The sequence below is a fragment of the Acinetobacter sp. HR7 genome (genome assembly GCF_000773685.1).
Classification (GTDB): Bacteria; Pseudomonadota; Gammaproteobacteria; order Pseudomonadales; family Moraxellaceae; genus Acinetobacter; species Acinetobacter thermotolerans.
This window is the reverse complement of record NZ_JPQO01000167.1, coordinates 50,455-77,131: the sequence shown is the minus strand read 5'-3', so window position 1 is coordinate 77,131 and position 26,677 is coordinate 50,455. Positions and strand designations below refer to the sequence as shown.

General features: G+C 41.2%; 24 protein-coding genes, 2 tRNA genes and 1 pseudogene. 10 read left to right on the top strand and 17 right to left on the bottom strand.

Annotation, left to right across the window (positions count from 1 at the left end; all coding sequences use genetic code 11):
• Positions 1 to 34 precede the first annotated feature (34 nt).
• Entirely contained in the window at positions 35 to 715 is a 681-nt protein-coding gene (locus GW12_RS08705) for a methyltransferase (RefSeq protein ID WP_034586356.1), read from the bottom strand.
• 130 nt (positions 716 to 845) lie between these two features.
• Positions 846 to 1,694 carry a bifunctional methylenetetrahydrofolate dehydrogenase/methenyltetrahydrofolate cyclohydrolase FolD gene (gene folD, locus GW12_RS08700; RefSeq protein ID WP_034586353.1) on the bottom strand — a complete coding sequence of 283 codons (849 nt, stop codon included), beginning with the start codon at positions 1,692 to 1,694 and terminating at the stop codon, positions 846 to 848.
• Between the two features lie 153 nt (positions 1,695 to 1,847).
• Between folD and GW12_RS08695 the strand changes: the two genes are divergently transcribed.
• Both GW12_RS08695 and GW12_RS08690 read left to right on the top strand, forming a co-directional pair.
• Positions 1,848 to 1,921 (top strand) — tRNA-Cys (locus GW12_RS08695).
• 11 nt (positions 1,922 to 1,932) lie between these two features.
• Positions 1,933 to 2,019 (top strand) — tRNA-Leu (locus tag GW12_RS08690).
• A 127-nt stretch (positions 2,020 to 2,146) separates the two neighbouring features.
• Here the strand turns inward: GW12_RS08690 and GW12_RS08685 are convergent.
• Positions 2,147 to 2,332: a hypothetical protein gene (locus tag GW12_RS08685; protein WP_034586350.1), complete on the bottom strand. Its 186-nt coding sequence runs from the start codon at positions 2,330 to 2,332 to the stop codon at positions 2,147 to 2,149.
• A 500-nt stretch (positions 2,333 to 2,832) separates the two neighbouring features.
• Complete coding sequence (locus GW12_RS08680) at positions 2,833 to 3,825, bottom strand: NAD(P)H-quinone oxidoreductase (protein ID WP_034586347.1); 993 nt, start codon at positions 3,823 to 3,825, stop codon at positions 2,833 to 2,835.
• Between the two features lie 129 nt (positions 3,826 to 3,954).
• Between GW12_RS08680 and GW12_RS08675 the strand changes: the two genes are divergently transcribed.
• Complete coding sequence (locus GW12_RS08675; RefSeq protein ID WP_034586345.1) at positions 3,955 to 4,401, top strand: N-acetyltransferase; 447 nt, start codon at positions 3,955 to 3,957, stop codon at positions 4,399 to 4,401.
• Positions 4,402 to 4,429: 28 nt separating this feature from the next.
• Positions 4,430 to 4,708, top strand: coding sequence for a hypothetical protein (locus GW12_RS08670; protein ID WP_034586342.1), 279 nt, complete (start codon positions 4,430 to 4,432; stop codon positions 4,706 to 4,708).
• A 39-nt stretch (positions 4,709 to 4,747) separates the two neighbouring features.
• Here GW12_RS08670 and GW12_RS08665 read toward each other — a convergent pair whose 3' ends face one another.
• Entirely contained in the window at positions 4,748 to 5,002 is a 255-nt protein-coding gene (locus GW12_RS08665; RefSeq protein ID WP_034586339.1) for a DUF2798 domain-containing protein, read from the bottom strand.
• Positions 5,003 to 5,035: 33 nt separating this feature from the next.
• On the bottom strand, positions 5,036 to 5,554 hold the full coding sequence (locus GW12_RS08660; protein WP_034586336.1) for a PadR family transcriptional regulator: 519 nt from the start codon (positions 5,552 to 5,554) through the stop codon (positions 5,036 to 5,038).
• A gap of 171 nt (positions 5,555 to 5,725) precedes the next feature.
• Here GW12_RS08660 and GW12_RS08655 point away from each other — a divergent pair, with 171 nt between their 5' ends.
• Positions 5,726 to 6,823, top strand: a complete 1,098-nt coding sequence (locus GW12_RS08655) for a type II toxin-antitoxin system RnlA family toxin (protein ID WP_034586333.1) — start codon at positions 5,726 to 5,728, stop codon at positions 6,821 to 6,823.
• Complete coding sequence (locus GW12_RS08650; RefSeq protein WP_034586330.1) at positions 6,820 to 7,167, top strand: type II toxin-antitoxin system RnlB family antitoxin; 348 nt, start codon at positions 6,820 to 6,822, stop codon at positions 7,165 to 7,167. Before GW12_RS08655 ends, GW12_RS08650 begins: the two co-directional genes overlap by 4 nt.
• Before the next feature lie 49 nt (positions 7,168 to 7,216).
• On the opposite strand, the gene GW12_RS08645 is transcribed toward GW12_RS08650, so the two are convergent.
• The 3 genes from GW12_RS08645 to cysD all read right to left on the bottom strand — a co-directional run bounded on the left by GW12_RS08645 (position 7,217) and on the right by cysD (position 10,322).
• Positions 7,217 to 7,483 (bottom strand): hypothetical protein, encoded by a 267-nt coding sequence (locus GW12_RS08645; RefSeq protein ID WP_034586328.1) that lies wholly within the window; start codon positions 7,481 to 7,483, stop codon positions 7,217 to 7,219.
• A gap of 145 nt (positions 7,484 to 7,628) precedes the next feature.
• Complete coding sequence (cysN, locus tag GW12_RS08640) at positions 7,629 to 9,242, bottom strand: sulfate adenylyltransferase subunit CysN (RefSeq protein WP_034586326.1); 1,614 nt, start codon at positions 9,240 to 9,242, stop codon at positions 7,629 to 7,631.
• Between the two features lie 165 nt (positions 9,243 to 9,407).
• The gene (gene cysD, locus GW12_RS08635; RefSeq protein WP_034170514.1) at positions 9,408 to 10,322 is read right to left on the bottom strand and encodes a sulfate adenylyltransferase subunit CysD; all 915 of its coding nucleotides are present in this window, start codon (positions 10,320 to 10,322) and stop codon (positions 9,408 to 9,410) included.
• A gap of 322 nt (positions 10,323 to 10,644) precedes the next feature.
• Here cysD and GW12_RS08630 point away from each other — a divergent pair, with 322 nt between their 5' ends.
• From GW12_RS08630 to pgaB (GW12_RS08615), 4 genes are all read left to right on the top strand, one after another.
• Positions 10,645 to 11,187 carry a hypothetical protein gene (locus GW12_RS08630; RefSeq protein WP_034586451.1) on the top strand — a complete coding sequence of 181 codons (543 nt, stop codon included), beginning with the start codon at positions 10,645 to 10,647 and terminating at the stop codon, positions 11,185 to 11,187.
• Between the two features lie 520 nt (positions 11,188 to 11,707).
• Entirely contained in the window at positions 11,708 to 12,343 is a 636-nt protein-coding gene (locus GW12_RS08625; RefSeq protein ID WP_034586323.1) for a YqiJ family protein, read from the top strand.
• A 65-nt stretch (positions 12,344 to 12,408) separates the two neighbouring features.
• Entirely contained in the window at positions 12,409 to 14,106 is a 1,698-nt protein-coding gene (locus GW12_RS08620; protein WP_034586322.1) for a flotillin family protein, read from the top strand.
• A 171-nt stretch (positions 14,107 to 14,277) separates the two neighbouring features.
• The gene (gene pgaB / locus GW12_RS08615) at positions 14,278 to 15,477 is read left to right on the top strand and encodes a poly-beta-1,6-N-acetyl-D-glucosamine N-deacetylase PgaB (protein ID WP_034586320.1); all 1,200 of its coding nucleotides are present in this window, start codon (positions 14,278 to 14,280) and stop codon (positions 15,475 to 15,477) included.
• Here pgaB (GW12_RS08615) and pgaD read toward each other — a convergent pair.
• The 8 genes and pseudogenes from pgaD to odhB all read right to left on the bottom strand — a co-directional run bounded on the left by pgaD (position 15,455) and on the right by odhB (position 26,667).
• Complete coding sequence (gene pgaD / locus GW12_RS08610) at positions 15,455 to 16,033, bottom strand: poly-beta-1,6-N-acetyl-D-glucosamine biosynthesis protein PgaD (protein WP_052127901.1); 579 nt, start codon at positions 16,031 to 16,033, stop codon at positions 15,455 to 15,457. The genes pgaB (GW12_RS08615) and pgaD overlap by 23 nt on opposite strands.
• Position 16,034: 1 nt before the next feature.
• Positions 16,035 to 17,294: a poly-beta-1,6-N-acetyl-D-glucosamine synthase gene (gene pgaC / locus GW12_RS08605; protein WP_034586317.1), complete on the bottom strand. Its 1,260-nt coding sequence runs from the start codon at positions 17,292 to 17,294 to the stop codon at positions 16,035 to 16,037.
• On the bottom strand, positions 17,291 to 19,099 hold the full coding sequence (pgaB, locus tag GW12_RS08600; protein ID WP_034586315.1) for a poly-beta-1,6-N-acetyl-D-glucosamine N-deacetylase PgaB: 1,809 nt from the start codon (positions 19,097 to 19,099) through the stop codon (positions 17,291 to 17,293). The genes pgaC and pgaB (GW12_RS08600) overlap by 4 nt, the downstream gene beginning before the upstream one ends.
• Positions 19,099 to 21,606, bottom strand: coding sequence for a poly-beta-1,6 N-acetyl-D-glucosamine export porin PgaA (locus GW12_RS08595; protein ID WP_227504155.1), 2,508 nt, complete (start codon positions 21,604 to 21,606; stop codon positions 19,099 to 19,101). The genes pgaB (GW12_RS08600) and GW12_RS08595 overlap by 1 nt, the downstream gene beginning before the upstream one ends.
• Positions 21,607 to 21,698: 92 nt before the next feature.
• Entirely contained in the window at positions 21,699 to 22,589 is an 891-nt protein-coding gene (gene sucD / locus GW12_RS08590) for a succinate--CoA ligase subunit alpha (RefSeq protein ID WP_034586310.1), read from the bottom strand.
• A 13-nt stretch (positions 22,590 to 22,602) separates the two neighbouring features.
• Positions 22,603 to 23,772: pseudogene (gene sucC / locus GW12_RS08585) on the bottom strand (ADP-forming succinate--CoA ligase subunit beta); the annotation flags it as partial.
• Positions 23,773 to 23,951: 179 nt separating this feature from the next.
• Complete coding sequence (gene lpdA, locus GW12_RS08580) at positions 23,952 to 25,382, bottom strand: dihydrolipoyl dehydrogenase (protein WP_034586306.1); 1,431 nt, start codon at positions 25,380 to 25,382, stop codon at positions 23,952 to 23,954.
• Positions 25,383 to 25,449: 67 nt separating this feature from the next.
• Positions 25,450 to 26,667, bottom strand: a complete 1,218-nt coding sequence (gene odhB, locus GW12_RS08575) for a 2-oxoglutarate dehydrogenase complex dihydrolipoyllysine-residue succinyltransferase (RefSeq protein WP_034586303.1) — start codon at positions 26,665 to 26,667, stop codon at positions 25,450 to 25,452.
• Positions 26,668 to 26,677: the final 10 nt, after the last annotated feature.

Below are 26,677 nucleotides of genomic sequence, written 5' to 3'. Positions count from 1 at the left end.
GGTTGAGATTTAAAAAAGGGCTGAATGCCCTTTTTTATTTGCTTGCAGAAAGTGTTTTATAAAAACTCACATTTCTAAATTCTGGTGATTCATCCAGATCTGGCCAGGTTGTAGCACTCCGCTCATCCAGCTTTTCATATTTCGGATGGCTAAAGTTTTTTACCCGGCTATCAGCAACCCAGACTTCTAGGGCAAATTTCAGGAATTCATCCAAGAAGAAACGATTGCACTGGTCATATAAAACATCAGCTGCTAACAGGATATCCACCTGCTCTGCTTTATACAGATCATCCAGATATTCCAGCTCGACATGATTCAGTTCGGCATTGGCACGACAGGCATCCAGACTGACCTGATCAATGTCGCAGCAGATGACACGCTTGGCACCTGCCATTTTCGCTGCAATCGCCACTACGCCTGAACCCGCACCAAAATCCAGCACCACCTTACCTTTCACATGATCTGGCTCAGCCAATAGCCACTGTGCCATAGCCAAACCTGACGCCCAGCAAAAGATCCAGTACGGCGTATCATTCCATATCCGGCGTATCACTTCATCATCCAGCTTGTCTGTAGGAAATACGGGTGGAATCAGCCACAGTGAAATCGTTGTTTCCGGCAGCTGTTGTACCATTAATTCACAATTGGGAATGACTTGGTGTAAGGCTTGGAGTAAATGCTCAGGGGCTTTAGGAAATTGGAAAGTACAGCTCATTAGATTTTTATTCGTTTTAATTCGAAAAATTTAAGAGATTCCCTCTCCTTTTAGGAGAGGGTTAGGGAGAGGTCTAAATTTATTTAGTCCCTCATCCCTACCTTCTCCCAAAGGGAGAAGGAGAAAAGCATTAACCCAAAGCCTTCTCAGCAGCTTCTACAGTTTGACGGATCAAAGTAGTGATCGTCATTGGGCCTACACCACCTGGAACTGGTGTATAAGCAGAAGCGATTTCTTCGATACCTTGTAACTGGATATCACCAACACCACCGCCATCACGCGGATGGAAACCAGCATCAACAACCACTGCACCTGGTTTGATCCAGTCTTTTTGAATCAGTTCAGCCTTACCTACCGCACCCACCACGATATCTGCTTGTTTCACCAATTCAGGTAGGTTTTGAGTACGTGAGTGACAGATCGTTACTGTTGCATTGGCTTGTAACAGCATCATTGCCATTGGTTTGCCCAGAATTGCAGAACGACCAACAACCACCGCATGTTTACCCGCGATTTCAATGTTGTTTTCTTTCAGGATGGTCATGATGCCTGCAGGCGTTGCAGAACCATAAGCTGCTTCACCCATCGCCATACGGCCAAAGCCCAGGCAAGTCACGCCATCTACATCTTTTTCCAGCGAGATCGCATCAAAACAAGCACGTTCATCAATTTGAGCAGGTACTGGGTGTTGTAACAGAATACCGTGAACATCTGGGTTTGCATTGAGTTTTTCAATTTCAGCAAGCAGTTGTTCAGTAGTTGTTTCTTTTGGAAGTTCAACTTTTAAAGAGTCCATACCGACACGGCGGCAAGCATTTCCTTTCATACGAACATAAGTTGCAGATGCGCCATCGTCACCTACCAAAATAGTCGCAAGGATTGGAGTACGACCTGATTTTGCTTTAAGCGTTTCAACGCGAGTTAACAAATCAGCCTCAATTTGCTTTGCCAATGCACGACCATCTAAAACTAATGCCACGGCACTTCTCCCAAGTGTTGATATGAATCAATTTTGCACATTCTACATGATAATTCTGAATATTTTCCGCCATATGCTGTTTTTATGCGCATATGAATGAATACACTATTGTTTTTTTTTCAGAGCTTGATAATATACGCATCAACAAGACGCGGCGGGGTGGCAGAGTGGTCATGCAGCGGACTGCAACTCCGTGGACGCCGGTTCGATTCCGACCTCCGCCTCCAATCTTGTTAAAGCCCGAGTGGTGAAATCGGTAGACACAGGGGATTTAAAATCCCCCGCCCTTCAAGGCGTGCCAGTTCGAGTCTGGCCTCGGGCACCATTTTTAAACAATGAAAATGGTGTAATAAAGAATCCAGCGCAAGCTGGTTTTTTTATGTCTGAAATTCGGTAAAAGAGATTCCTACTGATATTTCTATCAGCTCTATCTCTTATCTTTTAGAAATCAATTAGCGACGGCGTTTGCGTTTGCCGCCTTTCGCCAAACGATTCAAATAATTTTCCAGATTTAACAAGGCCAGATAAAACACTTTGGCTTGCTTGGAGGTCACACGATTAAACAGTCGTGCCTGAATGACCTGTGCCAATGCCCGATTTTGATGGATGGGTTTAAAAGGTCCTTTTGCAATCAACATGGCTGTTCTCCCCGGGATCAAGCAAAATAAGAGTAACCACTGGATGAATGGTCTTGCTTAAACCATTGCAAAAACCCGACCAGTTTTTACTTAAAATTCAAAAATGCACTCATTAATAGGCAAAACCAAAAGAATCAGCTGAATGAAATAATTATAAATAATTGTTATTTAATAATTTTAATTAAAAAAGTAATTCGGAATATTTTTCACATAAATGCGCATGTTTTTCAATAGCAAATATTCCAGCCAGGAACAACGCGTACTTCATTGCTATAAACTGACATAATCTGTCAGTTTATGGTCATAAAATATACAAATAATTCTGTAAAACTTGAGTATGCATAAGAGGATTATTATGTGATAAATATCACTTCTTACACAAAAAAGATCAGTCCGTTTCTTTAAGCAGAAGTTATCAATCTTGAAGGATACTTACCCATTCATGAAATAAAAAAGGGATAAAACCGTGATGATTTTATCCCGCATAACAGCAGCTTATTTTAAATCACTTCAACCACAATCTTACCGATGTGTTCGCCCGTATCCATCGCTGCATGGGCATCCTGAATCTGGTCAAATTTAAAGATCTTGTAGATCATTGGCAGACACTGACCTTGTTCCAGTAATGGCCACACAGTTTCTTCCAGACCTTTGGCAATTTCTGACTTCTCTTCAGTATTACGCGCACGCATGGTTGAACCGGTAATGGTCAAGCGTTTCATCATGATCTGACCCAGTTTAACCTCTTTGGCCTTTGCACCGCCCAGGAAAGCAATATAGACCAGACGGCCATCACGACGCAGCAGGTTTAAGTTTCGCTCCAGATACGGCGCACCCACGATATCCAGAATCACATCCACGCCAGCATTGTCAGTCACTTCATTGATGACTTGTTCAAAATCCTGAGTCTTGTAATTAATCGCTGTGGTCAGATGCGAAATTGCCTGAACTTTGTCATCCGAACCCACAGTTGCAAAAGTTTTCATACCGAGTGCATTACATAACATCAATGCCGTGGTGCCGATTCCGCTGGTACCGCCATGAATCAACACAGTTTCTCCTGCTTTGGCTTTGCCCATCTGGAACACATTCGCCCACACAGTAAAGAAAGTTTCAGGAATCGCCGCGGCCTGTACATAGCTCACGCCATTTGGAATCGGTAAAGTCTGGCTTTCTGGGACCACACAATATTCGGCATAGCCACCACCATTGGTCAGGCCACAAACCTTATCACCAACCTGAAAGCGTTTTACATCGCTACCAACTGCAATCACTTCACCTGCCACTTCTAGCCCCGGAACAGGCGTTACGCCTTTCGGCATTGGGTATAAACCCTGACGCTGCAAGATATCCGGACGGTTAATCCCGAAAGCATGAACTTTAACCAGCACTTCATTGGCTTCAGGTTCAGGAATGGCAACTGTTTCATAAGCCAGTTTCTCTACGCCACCCGGTTCAGTAATGATGACTTGTTGCATAGTTTGCTGCGACATGAATTCTTTCCCTAATCTTTACGTTTCATTTATTTCCGGTTTATTTGAACACAGAAAGTCTGCAGATTGAAGAACTATGGACTTATGTATAATCAGCACAGTATTTATTAACTTGATACAAGACAACGCATGACAATAATTCAAAAAGCTCAACCAGAAGATATCAATCCGATGCTGGACATCTGGCTCAAGGCATCGCTTAAAGCCCATGATTTTATTCCGGCGGATTATTGGAAAAATCAGCTGCTTCCAATGCGGGATCTGTATCTGCCTTTGGCAGAAAATTATGTGATTAAGGCGCAAGACACCGTTTTGGGTTTTATTTCCCTATTAAGATCGGAGAATGTTTTGGCTGCCCTATTTATTGATCCTGAGCAGCAAGGTGCTGGCTATGGCAAATGCCTGGTTGATTTCCTAAAACAGCAATGTGAGCAACTACATTTGAATGTCTATGCTGCTAATACGACAGCCGTTGGTTTTTATCAAAAACAGGGGTTTCAGATTATCTCTCAGGGAATCGATGAAAATACCGGACACGCAGAACTCAACATGAGCTGGTTCAATTCATCTTCTTAAAAATTAAAAAAATATTAGGATGATAAAAATGGATTTAAAAATCATTTTGCTGTTTTGTATTCTGCCTTGTATTGGGGTGGTTTTTGTCACATGGCTATTACGCTTTCCCTGGCCCTGGTTTTTAAAAGCAATGATTGGCTTTGAAATTGTGATTGCTGCCTTCAGTATGTTGATTGAGATTGATGCCCAGCGCACGCCGGGAAATAGTGGCTGGATGATGATGTTTGCCGCAGCCTTTCAAGTCTATTTAGTCTTGATGCTGTTTTTGGCTCGCTTGATCATCTGGCAGGGCCAAAAACGGGACTAAATCTGACCTATTTACCGTGCTCCCACACTTCAATTTTTACTATTTTTCTTTTGGCATTTCGACAAACCGCATGAGAAACTTACGCACCAGCGGTAACACCATCAGAATCAATGGAAATGCCATCAGCCATGACAGACTCCAGGCATGCAGCCACAAGGAAATAAACTGGTCACTCCAGCCTTTATTAATAAACATGTTAAAGCAGGAAATTGCACCACTCATAATGCCGGAAAGAATCAGTGGCATGAGCCAGTTCAGATGTTTCGGGTGGAATTTTGGGAGATTATTTTTCATCATTGAACCTAATGTTTTAAATCTTGAATTGACTTACAAATGAGCGATATTAGTTGCTGCCTGCTCAATCTGATCTGCGATCTTCTGAATCTCGGCAATGCTTATTTCAGAATTCGACAGTTTTAGACGTAGTGCAGCTTTCAGATTTTCCATCGCAGTATTGATGTCGATATAGCGTTCATCTTCTTGAATCCGACGTCGGGTTTCAAAACGACCGAGAATATTTGCAACACAGTCCTGTTTCGCTTTGAGATGTTCAATACCTTGCGCAGTAATGCTGTAGCGTTTGCGCTCATTTGGGGTAATTTCTTCGTGAATGTATTGCTGTTCCAGTAGATAGTTCAGCGTTGGATATATCGTGCCGGTACTTGGGCTATAGCCACCACCTACGATGTCACCAATCTCTTTGATAATGTCGTAGCCGAACTTGGGTGCGAGCGAAATGAGATAAAGCACAAGCAGCTTCATATGCCCGGCTTCAAAGAGGCGTTTACGAGGTTTGGGGGAGCTTTCTCGTTCTTCTGTTAGGACAGAATCAGGAGCTTTAGACATAGAAAAGATATATCTTAAATTTAATTAAGATATATCTTAACATGGTTGGTTTAAAAATTATATTTTTCAGAAAAATTAAATAAGAAAAATTTGGATTATTGAAAAGTCTTTTATTTTCATATTTTTAATATATTATTTACCACACAATTAAATCTTGAGGGAGAATGTATCTTGTCTAATAGCGAATTAAAAAACTTGTTATTCCCGAAAGACCAACTGCCTTCATTATTAGAAGCTTTTCAACAAGAAAAAGGCGTTAAAATTACTGCAAAACAACAAACTCAAGACCTTGAGATTTATACTGTGTCTCATATTGGTGTGGCTGATGGTCTTTTGAATATATATAACAATAAAAATGGAACAACCACCTTCTATCCAAATGGTAAAAATATTGCTTTAGCACAACAATTAGCTTTTTACCTTAAACAGTCATGCTCCCAAGAACAAGGTCGTGTTCAAATGACATTAGATGGGTTTGAGCCTACAGATATTCAGAGTTTAATTGATATTTTGATAAATGATACAAAAAATGAAAATGGAGAATCGATCTACTCTTGTGAAGTCATTAATGAAAAACATGCAATTCGTTTTAAATTAAATAATCTCTCACATAAAGATTCCCTTAATATCACTGTATACTATACCAAAAAAATGATTATTAATGGATTACCCTTATCCTGTTACAAGGAATTTATTTTCAGATTATCTGAATTATTAGATGCAAGTGGGCTTGAGAAAGTTATTAGTAAAACTGATGAAAGCGCTGTGCAATTTTTGGATGAACGGACAGTTAAACATCATCTTAAATCTAAACTACCTAACGCTTTCGATCACTTACCTTCTAAGTTATTGAATATGTTAATAAGTAGTTCGACTTTAAAATCAGTTCAATTAAATTTACAAGATTATAGTTTATTACTTTTCTCAGAGTTACGGGCTTTAGAAGGAGTTTTAAAATCCATCTTACAAACTTTTCCTGAAATTGATGATAAAATAGATGAAGAGAAGTTTACATTTGGTCAACTTTTTGACAACATTGCACCATCTCGCTTCGAGTTAAACTCTGAATGTAAAGAAGTAATTTCTAATCCGAATTTATTTCTTGCATTAAATTCTGCTTATAGTTTTTTTAATAAACAACGTCATACTCTTTTTCACATTGATAACTTTGTAGCATCTTCACGAGTTATTACCGATTTCAACCAACTACTTGCATTAACCGATGAGGTATATGTATTGATTGACAATCTGTACAAAAATTTAAAATGAAAAACTTTATCAAATATTATGAGGATTTAAGTCTAGCCGTGATTACTGCATATGACTTTCAAAATCCTCTCAACAATTTGAAAACTATTATACCTGAACTGAAAAAACATCATTTTTCAGGGAAAGTCATTTTCGATTTAATTTTCTTTAATGATAATTTATCAGAGCGTTTTGCCATTTTGGAATTTGATGGCAAAAACTTCTTAAAACGCACTTTAGTTCTTAGTAGTCACCTTCAAGATGATTTAGAAGAAGCGCAAAATAAATTATTATTAGAAAATAAATATATAATTGAAGATAGTGTCCTTTCCTCAAGCCTCAAAAATATTTTTCTTAAAGCTTAGCAACCCGTTTTAAAACGGGTTTAATTTTTTCAATTTCTTAAGTTTACTCTTATCTCTTATATTCTCTTATCATCCGATCACTTACATCTTCCGGATAGCAAAGTGGCGCATAACCTCCAGCACGATTATAAGCACTTCGTTTACCGCAACGGCTACCATTACGTGCCATATTATAAGGGCATGGACAATTGCCTGGATAACTCTCGATCGACTCTTTAATAATTTTCTGTTTAATTGCTTCTACGCTTTGACTGCTCTGCTTGGCTTCAGCTCCAAAAGCTACACATAGCCCAACCAGTAACAATAATTTTTTCATACATCCCCCCATCTGCGGAGCATTGTATAAAGCAGAAAATAAATTGAAAGATCACATTTTCATTGATCGAATAATTTTCCAGCAATCAAAATTCAGGCAATAAAAAAACCCGCCATACAGCGGGTTTTTTAGAATAAGTCCAGTCTTATAGACGAACCAATTCCACAATTTTCTCAGCAAGTTCTTCAATTGCATGGGCTGTGTAAGTCACATCTGTACCTTCTGCAAGGTCAGTAATCACCACCACACCAGTTTCACGTACAAGCGCAACCTGTTCAGCAGTCAGACCAGCTTTTGCAATTGCAACCACACCTTGTTGGATCAACAGGCTTTCAAGTGCTTGTGCATTTTCCAGAGCTTTTGCAGTTACAGTTACTGCAGCAGGTTTTTGACCTAAACGTGCAGCACGTGCTTCAGCAGTTACAGGCTCGTTGTGTGCAGTCCATTCTACCGCAGCTTCAACCATACCCGCACCAACAGTCACGTTGCTTAGACGGTCAATGAAGATGAATGAACCTGTGTAACGGCTGTCTTGATAACGGTCGAATACCACTGGCGCATCAAATTCAATGGTCACGTCAGCAATCGCATTCAGATCAAGCTGCTCAACCTGCATTTTTTCCAATGTATTCACATTGGTACGGTAGTTGATTTTCGCAACTTTCGCCGGAATAGTTTGAGTACCAAACTTCACGTTATAAAGTTTACCCACCACCAGCGGTTGGTCATTCATCCATACCACAGATGCGCGAGCAGAACGTGAAATCAGCGGTTGTTCGCCCACTTTCACCAACACGTTACCGCGTGAAATATCAATTTCATCGTTCAGTGTTAATGTGATCGCCTGACCTGCAACAGCGTGATCTAAGTTACCGTCAAAAGTGACGATTTCTTTCACTGTTGATTTTTTGCCAGATGGCAGTGCAACAATTTCATCACCAACTTTCACTTCACCCAGTGCGATGGTACCGCAGAAACCACGGAAGTCGAGGTTCGGACGGTTAACGTATTGAACTGGGAAACGGAATTCGTGTTTGCTGGTATCGTGCGCAATTTCAACGTTTTCCAAAGTCTCCATTAAAGTTTCACCTTGGTACCAAGGTGTATTTGGAGATTTGTTGACAACGTTATCACCATTTAACGCAGAGATCGGCGTAAAGATGATGTTGGCAGGTTTACGATCGCCTAACTGATCCACGAACTTGTTGTATTCAGCCTGAATTTCATTGAAGCGTGCTTCAGAGAATTCAACCAAGTCCATTTTGTTCACTGCAACCACGATATTACGAATACCTAACAGGCTCGCAATAAATGAGTGACGACGTGTTTGAGTCTGAACACCATAACGCGCATCGATCAGGATAATCGCAAGATCCGCAGTCGACGCACCAGTAGCCATGTTACGGGTGTATTGTTCGTGTCCCGGAGTATCGGCAATGATGAACTTACGTTTTTCAGTAGAGAAATAACGGTAAGCCACGTCAATGGTAATACCCTGCTCACGTTCAGCTTGCAGACCATCGACAAGAAGCGCCAGGTCAGGTGCATCGCCAGTGGTACCGACTTTTTTAGAATCACGGGTAACGGCTTGCAGCTGATCTTCATAAATCAGTTTTGAATCGTAAAGTAGACGGCCGATCAGGGTTGATTTACCATCATCCACGTTACCGCAAGTCAGGAAACGCAATAAGTCTTTATTTTCGTGCTGTTTCAAATAAGCCAAAATGTCTTGGCTAATAAGTTCTGATTGGTGAGACATCGCTCATAGCTCCACAAATACGTTTAGAAATCGTTTCTAATCTTCAAATCCACCTAAATCCTCCTTTGCTAAAGGAGGACTTTTCTCCGTTTTCTTTCAGGAGTTCCCCCTCTTTCTCAAAGAGGGTGAGCAGCACTGCTGCGCAAGGGAGATTTCTTAAGATTCTTAGAAGTAACCTTCCTGCTTTTTCTTTTCCATCGAACCTGCTTCGTCATGGTCGATCATACGGCCTTGACGTTCAGATGTGGTCGCTAAAAGCATTTCCTGGATAATTTCCGGTAAAGTTGTTGCAGTAGATTCAACTGCACCAGTCAATGGGTAACAACCTAAAGTACGGAAACGAACCGATTTCATTTGTGGCACTTCGCCTGGATTCAGGCGCATACGCTCATCATCAACCATGATCAGCGTACCATTACGCTCAACTACTGGACGTTCAGCAGCTAGGTACAATGGAACAAGTTTGATATTTTCTAGGTAGATATATTGCCAGATGTCCAGCTCAGTCCAGTTAGACAGAGGGAATACACGGATACTTTCGCCTTTGTTGACTTTACCGTTGTAAAGGTTCCAAAGTTCTGGACGCTGGTTTTTAGGATCCCAACGGTGTTTAGAATCACGGAATGAATAAACACGTTCTTTGGCACGTGATTTTTCTTCGTCACGACGTGCACCACCGAAAGCGGCATCAAACTGATATTTATCCAGTGCCTGTTTCAGACCTTGGGTTTTCATAATGTCAGTATATTTAGAGCTGCCATAGTCGAATGGGTTTACGCCCGCATCACGACCTTCTTTGTTCTGATGCACGATCAGATCAAAGCCATGCTCTTTGGCCATGTTGTCGCGGAACTTGATCATGTCTTTAAACTTCCAGCCCGTATCTACGTGGAGTAGTGGGAATGGAAGCTTGGCAGGATAGAACGCTTTCAGTGCTAAATGCAGCATTACTGCTGAATCTTTACCGATTGAGTAAAGCATGACTGGGTTTTCAAACTCAGCTGCAACTTCGCGAATGATGTGAATACTCTCAGCTTCTAGCTGTTTAAGATGAGTAAGTCTTTCCTCATTTAATGACATGGACAACCTGCGTATTACACGTGTACTTATTACACTTTATAAAATTTATATTCATTATAGTGATTAAGTATTCATAACGTTTTCTTGTTTTGTGCTATCCATATATTAAAAGATCATATAAAAAATCTCTGATATATCTTATAAGTTTTATTCAATCTTATGATTTATAATGTATTTGATCTTACTATTTTCGCGCATTCTGCCTCAAAGACCCACTATTTTTTAATAATAAGTTGATAGAAAAATCATATAAAGTGGCAGTTTTCAATAGTAACAAAACCACCTAGAGTAGATCGTAGCTCTTATGATGATGATTCCAGATATGCCATTTAATCAATACGATCTCGAAACATTAAAAAACCGACTCGAACAAGCACCATTGGCTGGCTATATCTATCAGCATGAACAACACATGCTGATTTTGCAGGAACCTTTTGCCGATGATGGCAATCCATTAAATGTTTATGTACAGCATGAACTGACAGCCGATCAGATCGGGCTACAGTTTGGGGTCCGTATTAAAGAGGGTCAAGCCGAGTACGTTCTGGGCATTACCCACAGTAATCAGAATCCGAGTTATGAAATCGGTGCAGGCAACCTGCGCGGTGACCAAAAAGCCTTTAACCTTTTATATGCTTTCTATAATTATCCAAAAGCTTTTTATCTAGTGGCTCTGCCTTTAGCAGCAAATAGCCAGGCGCTGGAAAAAGCTCTAGAAGAACAACTTTTTAATAAACCTGAGCTGGCTTTCCTGCAAACTGCTGTAAAAACCAATCCTATGGGTGAACAAATCCAGTGGATGAAAACCTATATTCTGCAACAGGCACTCGATATGAAAGTACGCATTCAGACTTCATTACTTTAAATACTACTTAGGCTAATTTATATAGTGTACTGTTCTACTTTAGTCGAATATTGCGCTGTTCTCTTTTTATTGATTCATCTGTTTCGACTGCTTAATAACAAGACAGAAAAGTAAGAAACCTATGCCTTAATTAGCCTTGCTTTCCCACCATTTATCAGAAACTATATTTGCTTTTTCCGTAAGTTTTTCATTTTTTAAAAGTCATTAAGAATATAAACTTCTTTATATATCACCTCTTTAATAAGCAGTAGCTCGAAAAAGCTGCTGCACTAAACTTTTGAGTTTCCTAATTTATTTAATAACCCTATAAACATTAAAAATTTATGACATCTTTTAAATATTATCCAAAATTTCCTTTAAGTGTTCGCTCAATATCCTATTTATTATTTATCGATCAAGTCACATACCCGGAACTTTTGTGTGGATTTTGATTGCAAAATGTTTAATCAATGTTATCTTTTTTATAAGCAAGAATTATTCTTACTAAAAATGAAAACCATAATTATAGAGATCCTGAGGAATGTGGGAGCTTTTTACCGAACCATCCAACATTGTATTTAGCATCAGTTTAAGCTTGATGCTGATGTTTGCAGCCCTGGAATGTATCCTGCTGTTCTTGGGTGGCGGTTCGCAAAGTGTTTTTGATCAGCTCCTGCCCGAAGATGCTTCTCTCTCTGACCTGCATCCCGCGCAAGATCCAAGCCTGTTTACTAAAGTTTTTGACTGGCTTTATTTAGGCAAATTGCCAATCTTTATCTGGCTGATTATCTTCCTCAGTACCTATGGTTTAAGCGGCCTGATCCTGCAGGGCCTCTTTGAACGGATAACTGGCTATTTACTTAGTGGCTGGCTAATTTCCCCTGCCTGTCTGTTCCTATGCATGCCAATCGTACGTTTCAATGCCAAAATGGCTGAGAAAATCATGCCTAAAGATGAAACCACCGCGATTCATATTGAAGAACTCATTGGCCGTACCGGTACCATTATTCTAGGCGATGCCCGCATCAACTCCCCGGCCCAAGCCAAGGTTCAGGACCAGTTCGGTCAAACCCATTATGTCCTGGTTGAACCTGCGGCGGATGAAGTTTTGCCACAAGGTCAGAATGTTGTACTGGTAGAAAAAACACGTGTCGGCTTTCAGGCAACCAGACTCTGATTTAGCAATTAAAAAAAATTAATTCTCAACCGTTTTACACACATAACAATAGGGTCTCAATAACAATGCTAGATTTTGATTTATTTAATATTTTAATTATTGCAGGGGTAATTTTTGTTGTTCTGATTACTTTTGGGTTAATCATTGCACGTCTTTATCACCGTTCCAGCAAGGAAATTTCTTTTGTTCGTACCGGTTGGGGCGGTGAAAAGGTGATTCTTGGCGGTGGCGCCATCGTTTTACCGGTGCTGCACGAAATCATTCCAGTGAATATGAATACCCTGCGTCTCGAAGTCCGCCGCGCAGATGATCAGGCGCTGATTACCCGAGACCGTATGCGTGTCGATGTGATGGCAGAGTTCTATGTCCGGGTAAAACCGACTGCAGATTCCATTGCCACAGCAGCACAAACCCTCGGTCAAAAGACCATGTCTCCAAATGAGCTAAAAAATCTGGTGGAAGGTAAATTCGTCGATTCTTTACGTGCCGTTGCAGCCGAAATGGCGATGGAAGAACTACATGAAAAACGGGTCGACTTCGTCCAGAAAGTTCAACAAGTAGTTTCAGAAGACTTGCATAAAAATGGCCTGGAACTTGAAACCGTTTCTTTAACTGGCCTAGATCAAACTGGCTTTAAATATTTCAATCCACAAAATGCCTTTGATGCCGAAGGTTTAACCAAGCTGACTGAAACCATCGAAGACCGTCGCCGTAAACGTAACCATATTGAACAGGATACTGATCTGGCGATTCGTGCCAAAAACCTTGAAGCAGAACAGGCACGTTTACAGATCATCCGTGAAGAAGAATATGCCAAGCTGCAACAGGAACGTGAAATTGCCATTCGCCGTGCTGAACAGCTTGCTGAAATTGCAGCACAGGAAGCTGCGAAAAAACGGGAAGCGGAAGAAGCGCGTATTGCAGCAGAACGTGAAATTGAATTAAAACGCATTGCCGCAGCACGCGATGTTGAAAATGAAAATATCCAAAAAGCCCAACTAGTACAAAAAGCACAAGTTGAGCAAAAGAAAACCATTGAGCTGGCTGAACAGGATCGCGCCATTGCCATTGCAGAAAAATCTCGCGCTGAATCTGAAGCCAAAGCCCAAGCTGACCTTGCACGTGCACAGGCAGTAAAAGCGGAAGAAGAAGTCGTAACAGTCCGTCAGATCCAGCAGGCAGAACGTCAAAAGGCGGTTGAACTGGTGGCTGCAAAAGAACAGGCAGAAAAAGAAGCGATTGCGATTACCGTTGCTGCGGAAGCTGGAAAACAGGCCGCTGCGGATGAAGCAGAAGCCGTGCGTATTGCCGCTGAAGCCGAAGCTGAAAAAGTTCGCCTGAAAGCGAAAGGTGAAGCCGAAGCCAAAGTTTTACTCGCTGAAGCGATGGAGAAACAATATAAGGTAGATGCAGAAGGTACCCGTGCAGTGAATGAAGCGAATAATGTCTTGTCTTCTGAACAGGTGGAAATGCAGATTCGTTTAGCAATGTTGAAATATTTGCCAGAAATTATCCGTGAAAGTGTCAAGCCAATGGAAAACATTGATGACATCAAGATTTTACAAGTCAATGGTCTGCATGGGTCATCTGCTGGAGCTGAGGCTCACCATGAAGGTGGCAATATTGCCCTCTCCGATCAGGTGGTGAATAGCGCCCTACGTTATCGCAGCCAGGCACCCCTTATTGATAGCTTGATGAGTGAATTGGGGATTCAAGGTGGAGATATTAACGGGATGACGCAGAGCCTAAAATCAAAAGCCTGAACTTTTTATTTTCCAAGATATGGAACAAAAGGCTTCCGGTTCGGAAGCCTTTTTCAATAATTAAACATATTCCTGAAAATAAATATGCTATTTTGAATAATAAAAATAAGCATTATGTCGATAAGGTATTATTCATTTCCCTATAATAACGATAATTAATGGAATAGCATTATGAAAATTAAATTTTCTTCTAGAGAAAAACTATTCAAAATAAGTTGCAGTTTAATTTCTTGTTTGAGCTTACTCAGCCCAGCCTCTAGTTCAGCAAATGACTTAAATAATCCTTTCTCTTCAAACTCGCCAACAGCAGAACAAAATAAGTTAGATCAACAAATTGAAATGTCGATCATGCATCTGGATATAGACTATATTTACGATCCAGATCCAAAACAACTAACGCAGAATATCACTCATTTAATTAAAAGAATCCAAGAAGTACAACCAAATACAATTTTCCTGCAAGCTTTCGCTGATCCAGATGCGAATGGTTCAGCACATGAGGTTTATTTTCCTAATCCTCATCTACCTGTAAAAGCAGATTTGTTTAAAAACATCACTGATCAGATTCGTAGTCAAACCACTGTTAAAACAATATATGCGTGGCTACCGATGTGGGCTTGGGAACTACCACAACATTATCAAGCAAATTATGTAGAACATGCGAATCAAAGTACTAAAGGCTATATCCGCCTCTCACCTTTTGACCCCAAAAATTTCATTTATATTTATGAGATATATAAAGCTCTCACGGACACAGTTACTGTTGATGGTATTTTGTACCACGACGATATAACCTTGAATGACTTTGAAGACAGTTCGGCTTCTGCCATACAAGTCTACAAACGCTGGGGATTTAGAAATGCTGAGAAATTACTTCGTAATCCAGAGCATTCCGATCAATTAAAATTTGCCAAGGCAAAAACTACCTATCTTGATGGCCTTGCCCTACAATTAAGTCTTAAATTAAAAGAAATACATCCTAATCTCAGGTTTGCTCGCAATTCTTATGCCCCTGTCCTGCTAAATCCTGAAAGCGAAAAGTGGTTTGCACAATCCACAGTAAGTACTCTACAACACTATGATTACAACGCCGTAATGGCAATGCCATATATGGAAAAAGCCACGGACCCGAAACAGTTTTATTTCGACTTGATTGAGAAAGCCCGCCAATATGATCCAACATTGAAACGGACTATTTTTGAGATTCAGACTATTGATTGGAACACACAACGTAAGCTGTCGAATGAAGAACTTTTAGAAACTATTCAATTATTGAGAGAAAATGGGGTGCAGCATATTGGCTATTATCCAGAAGACCCTTACCAGCCACACCCCTCCGAATTGATTTTTAAGCCGAAGAAACTTTCATAATTTGACCTTGAATATCGTACTGCTCAAGTTTTCCTTCCCTGTTATAGTGCAAAGTTAAATTCTTCGCCTGTACCATTTCCAGTAGGGCATGTTTATCAAGTGCAAAACTCGATGCAATTTGCTGTAGTTCTACTGGTTTAGGTGCAGATCTACGATCAACACCATTAAAACGAATCCAGTTATAACTGGCCCATATCAATAGACATAAAAAAGCAACCACAATCAATATAGTCAACTTTATTAAAGTCAGTCCTTGATAAGAAGTATGTTCACTTAATACTTGACCTATAACCAGATTTGACTGAAACCACCATAAAGCAAGTGAAACCAGTGGCATAAACAACCACGCCCAGGCCATCCAGCCTAATGTCATTAAGGTATATCCACCAGTCCGGTCTTTCACATATTCAGGAACATCAATATATTCTGGAATATCTAATTCGGCACCTTCTATCTGAGAAAGCTCAAGCTTTGGTATTTCGATTGCTGCAGGGACTTCTATATATTCTGCAATTTTAATCTGCTTCTGCGCAGTATTATTGTTATTGTTCGGCATTTTATTCCACCTCTGTCTCACCACGGTAGCCTCTGTCAGGACTTGTCCACCGTGCTCGGGTTTGGGTTTTAAAAATGGTTTTCGGCAAAGCAATTACTGTCGTTAACATGGTCAAAATCCAGAAAAATAATGGATACCAAATTACCCAAAAATAACTTCTGAACATTCGTCCTTTATCGTAACGACGATCAATCCATAGACTTACGATGAATTGAATTAGACAGCTAGAACCGAGTATTACACCATACCATTGTGGCATGAGTGTATTGATGTACCACTCTGGTGCCACAGGAAAAAACAATCCATAGAAGAACAAAACGAATACACCAAACATGGTATATGCCCAAAGCACACTAATCATGGACTCTAGTGCTATTGGCCACATACGGCGTAAACGCCATTTAAATATTTTTGGCACATAGGCGAACAGCACTTCAATCCCGCCTTGTGCCCAACGTAGACGCTGTTTCCATAAACCTTTAAATGTTTCTGGCATATAGATATAAGTCAACGCTTGAGGAACGTACTGCACATCCCAATGGTCAAATTGCAGACGCCAAGATACATCAATATCCTCCGTAATCATGTCATCACGCCAGTAACCTATACGGTTTAGCGCAGTTTTTCTGAAACCGGCACAAACACCCGATACAGTAAAAATCCTCCCATAGGTACGTTGTGCTCGTTTAATCAAACCAATAATAGAAGAGAATTCACCGACCTGTACCTTACCTAGAATACTGGAGCGGTTCAGGATACGTGGATTTCCGGTCACTGCCCCGACACGCGGGAACATCGTCAAATGATGCATCATCCACAGGGTGCAATGTGGATGCATTAAGGCATCGCCGTCAATACAAATTAAATATTCATAACGGCTCACCATTGCTCCAGCACGTAATGCATAAGCTTTACCTTGATTATCCGCAAGATGTACTATTCTTAAATTTAAATATTTGCTGGCAAGTTCATGCAGAATTTCTCCAGTTTCATCAGAACTCCCATCATTAATTGCAATCACTTCAAATTTTGGATATTGGGTCTGCATGGCATAACGGATTGTCTGTCTAACCTGCTCTGCCTCATTAAAGCACGGAATCAAGATACTGCATCCAGCATTACTAGGTTTGGGCAATTCCTTTTGGCTCAGCTCACGTTTAAAAAAGAACCAAAGACCACCCGCGATCCACATCCAAGCCATAAATAACGGATAGAAAAAGGCAAATCCGAAGACGACATCACTTAAACTAATTTGAATCATTGATGTTCTCCTTGTGCCTTAAATGGATCACGATAAGCCAAAGGATTACTGTTTAAACTGACAGATGCATAAAGCCTTTGCTGAACATGTCCGGCATTTTTAAAGTTATAGTTTTCAAGTGAGATTTTTTGGATACCTTGTTTACGTAAATCAGCAATTCGGGTAGCAGTCCATTGGTCTTTGTTTAGCTGACCAGCAAGATCAAAGCCCACCATCAAGCGTTGTTTTTGTACAGGTGTGAGTAGCTGAATATTTTTAAGTAGCTGATCATGCTCAGCCTTTTTCATGTTTTCATCTACGACCAGATAGATATAGTCAGCGTCATCTAACAAATTATCGAATAATTTTTTTAAACCTATGCTTTTATTCGTTTTAATCTTTAAGACTGCGAGATATACATTACTGATATTGGCATAGTATTTCGCACGTTGCCCAGATTGCTGCTTTAAATCAATGACGCTCTGGATTTGCTTTTTACATTCAGCAGTCCACTGTGAGGTTTCGATTGCACAGTTCAGCTCATTTCCTGCATCAATTACCAACCCTTCCAGGTTACCATTGTATTTGAATATGTCTTCAACCAGCTGTGCCATATTGTAGCCTTGATTGGCTAGACTCAACGGTAACTCTGCATATACACGCTGGTAAGTTCGCGTACGTGCCTGCCATACAGTACGGTTCAGCAGATCCTGCTGCATTTTGATCTGCCGATTTGGGAAGTAGGCTACATCAATCGTTCCATTGCCATCCAAATCAGCCACTGGTTTTAAAATCAACTGATTGGTTTTCAAAGCATCTAATTGATTCAAAAACTGGCTTAATTTTTCATCTGCCTGTTTTAGCGTTGGCTGGCTCAGGTCTTGCAGGTTAAACTGAATGAAACTCTTCTGTTCCATATATGGCTGTTTAGTATGGTACAAGAAGTCAGCCATAGCTTCGGATATTTCAGCCGGGTTAGGATTGTTGATAATAAGCGCCCGCTGATAGGTTTTGACTGAATCAGCCAGTGGTGCCATCGTTCCTAAACTAAAGGACATACTGAGCCCAGCCTGCTTGGCGATATCTTCCGTCTCTGGAGTTACAGCACCATATGGCCAAAAGATTGCATGGGTTGGTGTCGAAAGCTCCTGTTCCAAAATATTTTTGGAACGCTTTAGATCATTCAATACCCTCTGTCTAAAAGCTTGATCCGTTTCATAACGGGCTTTTTTTGAATCATATATTCGTGCAGTCGCGGCAGGCTGCATGTTTTTCTGTGGATTTGCAAGCACACCACGATGCATATCATGTGAGTGTGAAACAAACTCAACAAGTCCACTGCTCTGCATTTCTCGCATCTGATCCCAATTCATCAAGTTATTGGCACCATATGCTTCTATTGCATCTTTATGATTGGTACCAATCCAGCTGGTTGGAATCGCAAAAACTGCATGCAGTTTGTATTGCTTTAACAAAGGAAAAACTTTGGTATAGCCACTTAAAGCTCCATCATCAAATGTCAATAAAACCGACTTTTCTGGTAATGAAACTTTCTGCTCACGAGCACGGCGGATATCTTTTAAAGTAATGGTTTTCCAACCTTCACGTTTTAACCATGCAAAATACTGTGCCAAATATTCGGTACTAATTGCATACTGGTCACGATCTCCCCGACGAGCCACATCATCCCTTACATCATGAAAAGTAAGAGTTACAAATTGGTTTTCGGGCAAATCCATTGCTGTACTTTCAGCATGACTATAGTTCACACATAGACTTAAGCATCCTAATAGGGCAAGTGTCAGTTTAATTTTTATTATATTCATTAGAATCTTCCCTCGAAGCCAAAACTTGCTTCTAGTCTATTTTCATCTTCACCATCGTAAGGATGCTGTCCATAAGACACTCCATAATTTAATGACCAAGTTCGAGTAATTTTCCAAAGGTGCTGGTATTTCGCTAAATAAATCAGTCCGGCATCATAGTCTTCCTGATCAAATACACCCAAGTTGAATGAAAAACGTTGTGTTAAAGATTGGTCATAACTACGCCAGGTAATCCAATCATGTTCTAAGCCTACTTCTGCACTCCAGCTGGAAGAAGGATTGAAATATGCAGTTTCTATATCTTTATTTTCTGCCCAGAAACCATATAAGTTCATATGGGTTAAATGATGGGGGGACTGAAATATACGTTGCTTGAAATAAGTACCAAGCTCTTGGCGCTCATTGCCATCATCAATATCTGTAAATTGATAACTTAAACCAGCTTTCGTAGATTCATGTTTTTGCCAGTTCAAATCAAAACGGTAAGACTGCCCTTCATGCTCATCTTGTATTTGTAACGGAATATCTGCTTGACTGTTATAACCAATACCATAATTCCAGTGGTCATCTAACCAGTGATTCCAGGTCAAATTAACACCAAAGCGATCACCTTCGGTTGCTTGAGAAACAGCAACCGTGGCATATTTGCGTTTATTTGCCCACTCCAAACCTAAGCCAATACGCTGATCATCTCGATCTCCTTCTTCATACTCCCCGCTACGATATTGATGTTCCACAAAACTCCGGAAATAATCTGAGAACCATGGTGTATTTAATCTTGTCCAGCTTTGTTTCTCACGTGCACCATTCAGATTATTCACTTCATTTTGTTCATCTGCATCACTTTTAGCATAAAGACTATTATGGGAAATAGTGAAACGATCGCGATCTCGAAGCTCTTTATGGCTACGGATCACACCAGTATCATTTTCTGCTCGTGTGTATAAATCGGTATTGCTATCACGCCAGGTCTTTACATCTGTGATGGCTTGAGCATTTTCCATACTATTGATGCGCGTTGCCCGAGTTACTGGCTCCGTGCCATTAAGTAAAGATACAGTCGCTTGTGCCTGTAGAGGTTTTTCACGCCAACGCTGGATGGTTGCCAGAGAATTAAGATAACTCTGATTACCTGGAGATTTAGCCACTAGATTCTGGAAATATTGCTCCGCTTTATCTAGCTGATTTTTATAACCGAAATGCAATCCTTTTAGAGTAATAAACTCATCACGATCCCAGTGAATCTGGCGGTCCACCCCTTTAGCACTACTATAAAAATATACCGGTAAACGCTGATCCATTTCTTCAATCAGTGCATCAGCAGCCTTAAATTTCTCCTGTTCAATCAAGCTATAATACAGACCGGCATAAACGTCATAGTCCACATAATTTTTTTCTTTAAACAGGCTGCGGTACAGTATTTCAGCCTGCTGAGGTTTATGCTCACGCAGATAGCTATCTGCAAGTGCATGTCGCGCATATGCTGGCATCTGCTCTACCGGCTGATTTAATTTGGAAAGTTGTGCCAGTGCTTCTTTTGATCGCTGACGTGCGCTTAATGCATAAATATAGTTGTAATAAAATTTCTGGCGAAGCTCTGGATAGTCAGCTAATTCTTTTTCATACATTCGCATCTCAGCTAGTACAGCATCAAGCTGTGTATAGGCAATCTTGCCTTGATCCTGTTCCGTTTGTACGCGATAAAAGTCTATTGCATGACGAATATTTTGACTGAACTTTATCAGTTGAACTTCATGCTTTAACTGGCTTTTTCCTTTTCCATTCAGCTGTAAGAATTGATTAGCACTGTCATAATCAGCATTAGCTGCAAGTGCCAGTACATACTGTTCTTGCACATTTTCAGCGCGGCTGATCGCCATCGCTTTCTTTGCACTTTCTAATGACTGTACAGGTTGTCCAAGTAACCGATAAGTATAAGCCAATTGTGCAAGCTGATCTGCATTTAATTTCTGCTGATCTACCTGTTTGAGTCGCTGCTTAGCTTGCTCCGCTTGGCCACCTTCTGCCAGCAATATTCCACGATACAAATTCCATGGAATATCACTGATACTGTGTTTTTGAAAGCCTGCCGCATACTGCTCAGCCAGCTGAAATTTCCCCTGATCTCTCAACAGCATCACTAATGGCAACTGACCATACACCGGATATGTTGAAAAATTTAAGTGATTAAGCTTGTAATCTTGTTGAGAAGCTTGCGGATTGTATTGCTTGCTTAACAAAATATAATCAGCCAGCAAAGTCATATTGCTCGGATCTTTTTGCACCATATCAGCAAGCAATTTAAGTCCTGTTTGAGCTTTTCCCGCCTTAATTTGTTCAACGACCTGTTGCCGTTGAACATCCGAAATAGCTGCATATAGAGGTGTGGAAGTCATTCCCGCCATTAACAGCATGTAGACAAATGAATAATGATTTTTGTAATTTCGCATTTGTGTATATCTTATTGTGTATTGTAGTTTTACAATCATTATAACAAAGTGAGACATTTCTCACAATTTCTTTCTATATGACCAAATTATTGTTAATTTGTTGTAAAAAAAGCCCTCATATAGAGGGCTTTATATTTGATTATTACAGTTTAGATTAAGCCATTATCTTTTAATACCTGATACATAGTTGAACCCAACTCTGCCGGACTACGGGTATATGCGATGCCCGCCTTTTCAAAGGCAGCAAATTTTTCTTCCGCAGTACCCTTACCACCCGAAATAATTGCACCGGCATGACCCATGCGCTTACCTTTCGGTGCTGTCACACCTGCAATATAACCAACAACCGGTTTAGTGACATTGGACTGGATATATTCAGCCGCTTCTTCTTCTGCGGTACCGCCAATCTCACCAATCATAATAATCGCTTCAGTTTCAGGATCTTCTTCAAACAGTTTCAGGCAATCAATCTGGTTCATACCTGGAATTGGGTCACCACCAATACCGATACAAGTTGACTGACCTAGACCCAATTTAGTTGTTTGTGAAACCGCTTCATAAGTCAGGGTGCCAGAACGCGAAATAATCCCAATCTTACCTTTTTTATGAATATGTCCTGGCATAATCCCGATCTTGCATTCTTCAGGGGTAATAATACCCGGACAGTTTGGACCAATCAGACGTGTACCATTGCCATTGGTTTCCAGATAACGTTTGGCTTTCAACATATCCAGTGTTGGTACACCTTCAGTAATCACCACGATCAGCTCAATGCCAGAGTCGATCGATTCAATAATAGAATCCAGTACGAATGGCGCTGGCACATAAATCGAAGTAGCTGTTGCACCAGTCTCACGCACTGCTTCTTTCATAGTATTGAATACAGGTAAATTAAGATGAGTAGTACCACCCTTGCCTGGAGTTACCCCACCAACCACCTTAGTACCGTAGGCAATCGACTGCTCTGAATGGAAAGTACCGTTTTTACCTGTGAAACCCTGAACCAAAACTGTAGTGTCTTTATTAACTAATACGCTCATGCTCGATACTCCCTTACGCTTTTACTGCAGCAACAATTTTTTCTGCAGCATCGGCAAGGCCATTTGCAGAAATCAATTTCAAACCTGATTCATCCAGTAATTTGGCACCCAGCTCTGCGTTGTTGCCTTCTAGGCGAACCACCACAGGCACAGTGACATTAACTTCCTGAACCGCTGCAATAATCGCTTCAGCGATCATGTCGCATCGTACAATTCCACCAAAAATATTGATCAGGACACCTTGTACAGAAGAATCTGCCAGGATAATTTTGAATGCTTCGATCACACGTTCTTTGGTTGCACCACCACCCACGTCCAGGAAGTTGGCTGGCTGACCACCATACAGTTTGATGATGTCCATAGTTGCCATCGCAAGACCGGCACCATTCACCATACAGCCAATGTTCCCTTCTAAGGCCACATAGTTCAGGTCAAATTCAGAGGCTTTCAACTCACGCTCATTTTCCTGAGATTTATCACGTAATGCTGCAATTTCAGGTAAACGGTATAGCGCATTTGAATCAATACCCACTTTAGCATCGACACACAGAATGTCACCATTTTCACGTACAGACAGCGGGTTAATTTCAAACAAGGCAAAGTCATTTTCAACAAATGCTTTATAAGCAGCCGTCATGACTTTGACAAACTGGTTCACTTGACCATCTTTCAGGTTCAGGGCAAATGCCACTTCACGTGCCTGGAAAGGTAATAAACCAACTAGCGGATCAACTTCAACTTTAATAATTTTTTCTGGCGTTTCTTCAGCGACTTTTTCAATTTCAACACCGCCTTCTGTAGATGCCATAAAGGTAATACGACGGCTAGAACGGTCAACTACTGCACCGAGATAGAGTTCACGTTCAACCGGATAAACATCTTCAGCCACCAGGATACTATTCACTGGTTGGCCATTGGCATCGGTTTGATAGGTAACTAAACGGGTTCCAATAATCTGATTGGCATATTCAGCAGCTTCTTCGGCAGATTTGACCACCTTTACCCCACCTGCCTTGCCACGCCCCCCGGCATGTACCTGTGCCTTTAATACAGCAAATTTTCCACCTAATTGCTGGAATGCCTGCACGGCTTCATCGGCATTGGTCGCAAGAATACCTTCTTGCACTGGCATCCCATATTTTTTTAATAAAGTTTTGGCTTGATATTCATGTAAATTCATTGATTGACCTTTTACTACTTTTCACTTTGTTATTACCGCGTCCAATATCCTGTGGCGCTGCAACATCGATATTGGAATTTTTTAAAACGATGTCTTATTTCTTATCTTTATTTTTAGATGATTATTCAAACAAACACAACCATCAAATGTAAAAAGAGCGGCTGACGCCGCTCTCTTTTTAATTATTTACGCTTACGTTGAATCGCGTGAATTGCACGTCCATCCACTGCCAGAGCAGCTTCATGCACTACTTCAGAGAATGTTGGGTGACCGAAAGTCATCAACTGCAGATCTTCCACTGAAGATACAAATTCAAGTGCGATCATGCCTTGGTGTACGATGTCAGACGCATTTGGTCCGATCACGTGCATACCTAGCAAACGGTCAGTTTTCGCATCAGCAACAAACTTCACGAAACCAGCACCTTCACCAGCAGCCAGCGCACGACCGTTTACAGCAAAGCCGAATTGACCAGTTTTTACTTCGTGGCCTTTTTCTTTCGCTTGCTCTTCTGTTAAACCTATCCAAGCCGCTTCTGGGTGAGTGTAGATTACAGAAATGATGGTGTCGTAGTTCACTTGAGCAGCATGACCGTGAATACGTTCAACTGCCATTACGCCTTCTTCCATTGCTTTATGCGCAAGCATTGGACCGCGTACCAAGTCACCGATTGCGTATACACCTTCAACAGAAGTTGCACACCAGTCGTTTACTTCAACCAGACCACGTTCAGTTAGTTTGATGCCTGAATCTTCAGCCAGCAGACCTTCTGCATATGCTTTACGGCCTACACAAACGATCAGTTTGTCAAAAGTCTGTTCTTTGTCTTCGCCGCCCTGGTTATATTTAACAGTCACTTCACGACCATTAATTTCAGTACCAGAAACTTTAGCGCCGATACGAATATCCAGACCTTGTTTAGTCAGGATTTTTTGGTATTCCTTAGCCAGTGCTTTGTCGGCCATTGGCAGGAATGCATCCATTGCTTCAAATACAACAACTTCAGCACCCAGACGACGCCATACAGAACCCAGTTCCAGACCGATTACACCAGCACCGATCACACCAAGACGTTTAGGAACTTCTGGGAATTCAAGCGCACCAGTTGAGTCAACGATCAGGTCTTGATCTACAGGAGCCACTGGAATGTTTACAGGTACAGAACCAGATGCAAGGATTACATATTTAGGTTCTAGAACTTGAGTTTCACCTTCGTGTGGAACGAACTCAACTTTTTTACCAGCAAGCAGTTTACCAGTACCTTGTAACCAGTCGATGCCATTACCTTTAAGTAACTGTGCAACACCACCAGTCAGTTGGTCTACAACTTTGTCTTTACGAGCAAGCAGTTTAGAAAGATCGAAGCTTACTTCACCAGTGGTAATACCGTGGTCATCCAGGTGATGAACAGTATCTTCGTAACGGTGAGAAGAATCCAGAAGTGCTTTAGAAGGGATACAACCTACGTTTAAGCAAGTACCACCTAAAGATGGTTTACCTTTGTGAATACGTTTTTCGATACACGCAACTTTGTAACCAAGCTGTGCTGCACGGATCGCAGCTTCATAACCACCTGGTCCACCACCGATTACAACTAAATCGTATTGAGACATTTTTATCTCCAAAAACGAGTTCAAAGCATCGCTTTGAACTCGTTCAGATTATTCTTAAGAACTAAAATTATAGGTCAAGGATAAGGCGAGCTGGTTCTTCTAACAATTCTTTGATAGTTACCAGGAAGCCAACAGCTTCTTTACCATCGATCAGACGGTGGTCATAAGAAAGTGCCAGGTACATCATAGGCAGGATTTCAACCTGACCATTTACAGCCATAGGACGTTCTTGGATTTTGTGCATACCCAGGATCGCAGTTTGTGGCTGGTTCAGGATCGGAGTTGAAAGCAGTGAACCGAAAGTACCACCGTTGGTAATAGTGAAAGTACCGCCAGTCATATCTTCAATTGCCAGTTTGCCTTCACGTGCTTTACCTGCGTATGCACGGATACCGTTTTCAACTTCTGCATAGCTCATGCGGTCAGTATCACGCAGAACTGGCACAACTAGACCACGATCAGAAGATACTGCCACGCCGATGTCATAGTAACCGTGGTAAACGATATCGTCGCCATCGATAGAAGCGTTCACTGCTGGGTAGCGTTTCAGTGCCTCAGTCGCTGCTTTAACGAAGAATGACATGAAGCCTAGACGTGCACCGTGACGTTTTTCGAAAACGTCTTTGTATTGCGCACGCATTTCCATGATTGGTTTCATGTTTACTTCGTTGAAAGTCGTCAACATTGCTGTTTCTTGAGTCGCAGCAAGCAGACGTTCAGCAACACGTTTACGCAGACGAGTCATTGGAACGCGTTTTTCGATACGCTCACCAACAGCAACACTTAGAGGTGCTACTGGAGCAGCAGCTGCAGGTTTAGCTTGGTGGTTCGCAACATCTTCTTTAGTGATGCGACCGCCACGGCCTGTACCAGCAACGTCAGCAGCATTGATACCAGATTCAGTCAATGCTTTACGTACTGCAGGTGCTTGATCTTGAACTTGGCTACGCTCAACGATCGGTGCATTACCAGCTTGAGTTTGCGCAGCAGCTTGTTCAACTTTCTCTTCAGATTGAACTGCTTGAGTTTGCGCAGCACCAGAAACAGCACCTTCTTCGAATTGTGCAATCACTTCAGCAGAAAGCACTGTGTCGCCTTCATTTTTGATGATTGATGCAATTGTACCGTCAGCAGGAGCAACAACTTCTAAAACAACTTTATCAGTCTCAATATCACAGATCACTTCATCACGTGATACTGCTTCACCTGGTTGTTTGTGCCAAGTTGCGATCGTGCCGTCCGCAACTGACTCTGGAAATACCGGTGCTTTAATTTCGGTTGCCATTACTTAGAAT

Bases quoted from the DNA above. Each gene is read 5' to 3' on its own strand.
- GW12_RS08665 (WP_034586339.1), bottom strand. From the start codon at position 5,002: ATGAAAAATAATCTCCCAAAATTCCACCCGAAACATCTGAACTGGCTC.
- cysD (WP_034170514.1), bottom strand. From the start codon at position 10,322: ATGTCATTAAATGAGGAAAGACTTACTCATCTTAAACAGCTAGAAGCT.
- GW12_RS08660 (WP_034586336.1), bottom strand. From the start codon at position 5,554: ATGTCTAAAGCTCCTGATTCTGTCCTAACAGAAGAACGAGAAAGCTCC.
- GW12_RS08670 (WP_034586342.1), top strand. From the start codon at position 4,430: ATGGATTTAAAAATCATTTTGCTGTTTTGTATTCTGCCTTGTATTGGG.
- GW12_RS08705 (WP_034586356.1), bottom strand. From the start codon at position 715: ATGAGCTGTACTTTCCAATTTCCTAAAGCCCCTGAGCATTTACTCCAA.
- pgaC (WP_034586317.1), bottom strand. From the start codon at position 17,294: ATGATTCAAATTAGTTTAAGTGATGTCGTCTTCGGATTTGCCTTTTTC.
- pgaB (WP_034586320.1), top strand. From the start codon at position 14,278: ATGAAAATTAAATTTTCTTCTAGAGAAAAACTATTCAAAATAAGTTGC.
- GW12_RS08685 (WP_034586350.1), bottom strand. From the start codon at position 2,332: ATGTTGATTGCAAAAGGACCTTTTAAACCCATCCATCAAAATCGGGCA.
- GW12_RS08645 (WP_034586328.1), bottom strand. From the start codon at position 7,483: ATGAAAAAATTATTGTTACTGGTTGGGCTATGTGTAGCTTTTGGAGCT.
- pgaB (WP_034586315.1), bottom strand. From the start codon at position 19,099: ATGAATATAATAAAAATTAAACTGACACTTGCCCTATTAGGATGCTTA.
- GW12_RS08625 (WP_034586323.1), top strand. From the start codon at position 11,708: ATGTGGGAGCTTTTTACCGAACCATCCAACATTGTATTTAGCATCAGT.
- pgaD (WP_052127901.1), bottom strand. From the start codon at position 16,033: ATGCCGAACAATAACAATAATACTGCGCAGAAGCAGATTAAAATTGCA.
- cysN (WP_034586326.1), bottom strand. From the start codon at position 9,242: ATGTCTCACCAATCAGAACTTATTAGCCAAGACATTTTGGCTTATTTG.
- GW12_RS08620 (WP_034586322.1), top strand. From the start codon at position 12,409: ATGCTAGATTTTGATTTATTTAATATTTTAATTATTGCAGGGGTAATT.
- lpdA (WP_034586306.1), bottom strand. From the start codon at position 25,382: ATGTCTCAATACGATTTAGTTGTAATCGGTGGTGGACCAGGTGGTTAT.
- odhB (WP_034586303.1), bottom strand. From the start codon at position 26,667: ATGGCAACCGAAATTAAAGCACCGGTATTTCCAGAGTCAGTTGCGGAC.
- GW12_RS08675 (WP_034586345.1), top strand. From the start codon at position 3,955: ATGACAATAATTCAAAAAGCTCAACCAGAAGATATCAATCCGATGCTG.
- GW12_RS08595 (WP_227504155.1), bottom strand. From the start codon at position 21,606: ATGTCTCACTTTGTTATAATGATTGTAAAACTACAATACACAATAAGA.
- GW12_RS08680 (WP_034586347.1), bottom strand. From the start codon at position 3,825: ATGTCGCAGCAAACTATGCAACAAGTCATCATTACTGAACCGGGTGGC.
- GW12_RS08650 (WP_034586330.1), top strand. From the start codon at position 6,820: ATGAAAAACTTTATCAAATATTATGAGGATTTAAGTCTAGCCGTGATT.
- GW12_RS08630 (WP_034586451.1), top strand. From the start codon at position 10,645: ATGCCATTTAATCAATACGATCTCGAAACATTAAAAAACCGACTCGAA.
- sucD (WP_034586310.1), bottom strand. From the start codon at position 22,589: ATGAGCGTATTAGTTAATAAAGACACTACAGTTTTGGTTCAGGGTTTC.